1 protein-coding gene is annotated in these 1,082 nt (G+C 49.4%); it reads right to left on the bottom strand.

Annotated features, from left to right (window positions below; genetic code table 11):
- Positions 1–188: 188 nt before the first annotated feature.
- Positions 189–1,082 (bottom strand): hypothetical protein (locus WBG83_RS22465; RefSeq protein WP_336747625.1); only part of this gene is annotated, 894 nt, incomplete at its 5' end.

Here is a 1,082-nt window from a genome sequence, read left to right as displayed (position 1 = left end):
AAAGTAGCCCGCCCTCCTACATGGCTGTGCGGCTCCCCTATTTGAATGATGCTACCCGTCCAGTATGCTGGAGGGAGTACTTCAAGGAAATAATCAACGAATGCTTCATCTACCAAATCGTCTTCCTGTAAAAACTGATGAAGGCTACCATTTTTCCAGTCTGCGTATTTTTTCACCCTTGCATCACCTCACTTGTATTTTATGACAACCGCTTTGAGGACTGGTCGGCGCTCATACTCACTCAATCCAACCAGTCGCAGCTCATCGGATGTGGGGAGCAGCGTCAAGCCTTTGTAATTGGAATCGACATAGTAATTGGTGAATTCATCCGACTCCAACTGTAAGGACGTAGCATCCACCATGGCCATCCGCGCTCGTTTCCCCTTCTGGTATACATAGACCATCTTCCCATTGATGTAAGCCGGTGCCGCGAGCAGGGAGCCTTTAACCGGCGTGGTGATAAAATCCTTTCCCTGCTCATCATAGAGGAGCTCCCCGTTTTTTACATCAAGCTGCCGGATGGAGGCACCGTAGTAAATATTCAGCCGCTTGGTATCCGGATTGTATACGTATTGATTACCCTTTTGATTGGACAGCACCCGGTGCTTATCCTGGACGCTGAAAACCGTATCCTCATCAAAATAGAGCCCGAGTAAATCCGGACTCCCGAATAAGACGCCGGTCTTGTCCCCGTAATAGGCCACACTAAAGAGCTCATCGCGGCTGGATGTTGGGCTGATTAAAATGTGCTTGTCTGGCTTTGATGTACCGTAGTCGGAAACAGGAATGACCCGGATCCCAACATCATCCCGGAGAAATATTTGGTTACCTGCATAAGCCAGCTTATAGTACACACCCTTTTTCTTTTCAATGCTGATTGCCTGTACAGCCTGAGCCGTCCAGCGCCCGTCTGCGTATATCGAAACGAACACGCGCAGGAAGCTTGCCGACTGGTAGGTAACCTCACTCGACCAGTACAGATAGATACTGCTGTCCTTTTGGGTTATCGTCGTAGCATACCGTCCGTTTTTGAAAGAATAGTTCGTCGGGTCGTAAGACGTGCCGCCGAGCTGCAGCGTCTT

The sequence above is a fragment of the Paenibacillus sp. y28 genome (assembly GCF_037137075.1).
GTDB lineage: Bacteria > Bacillota > Bacilli > Paenibacillales > NBRC-103111 > JBBBNV01.
Note: the sequence above shows the minus strand (reverse complement) of the source record. Positions and strands in the feature narration are given on the sequence as shown.